At 61.6% G+C, this 792-nt stretch carries 1 protein-coding gene; it reads right to left on the reverse strand.

Annotated elements, in window-relative coordinates; translation table 11 throughout:
* On the reverse strand, positions 1-411 hold a 411-nt coding region (locus DJ019_RS20800), incomplete at its 3' end, for a hypothetical protein (RefSeq protein ID WP_205854222.1).
* Positions 412-792 lie beyond the last annotated feature (381 nt).

A 792-nucleotide genomic window follows, 5' to 3' on the forward strand; every position in this document is an offset into this window, starting at 1 on the left:
CTGATTAAAGGTGCCGGAGTTGTTGTTCCAACTCACAAGCGCCAAATAGACGTTAGAAACGGCTTTCGAAAACGATATTGTTTTCAAGCTTCCAGATTGGATCGCGATGATATCTGGCGTTTCGGGGCGGTTTTCCACTTCGCCGTTGGTGTAAGCGTTCCCCGATTCATAGTAATTGTAGCCGCCATTCGTCTGTGCGAACCGCACGCCCGTACCTGTGAAGGTGACCCCGACAACGTCCCCTCCGACCATGATGTTTCCGTTGATCGTCCACACGCCAGCGGCGTCAGTTGAAGCATCCGTCAGATCGGCCCATTGCACCACCGTCGCGTGAGCGCTTGTGGCCAATGCCATGCCGCCCGTCGTGGCGGCGAGCGCCAACGAAACGCGCTTCCAATCGAACACCACCATGTCACTCCCCGAACTCGGTCACTAGGTCAGCTCTGTGTATTGGCCGCGACCCTGCCGGGCATCCCCCGATTGGGGGCGCCGAATGCGCTGATCGCTGGGGACACCTCAGGGCGCACGCCGGCCGTTGGGCCCGTGGTCTGCGGCACGGCAATCTTGCGATCTGTGCGCTCGGGACGCTGGATGTGCGCAGGCCGGCGATCGCCCACCCGCCGCCGGCCCCTTGATCCGCCGTGGCCAAGTGACCGCTTCGGAAACGGATGCCAATGTCTGCTGCCCACCGCGGCTGCGTAGGAATGCGAAGCAGCGCAGACTTCTGACATCACGATATCGGGGCGCAGATGAGCCCCTACGTCGCGGGTGAGGATCGCAGGCAGCCGACGC

It is taken from the genome of Phenylobacterium kunshanense, from assembly GCF_003254525.1.
In the GTDB taxonomy this organism is placed as follows: Bacteria; Pseudomonadota; Alphaproteobacteria; order Caulobacterales; family Caulobacteraceae; genus Phenylobacterium; species Phenylobacterium kunshanense.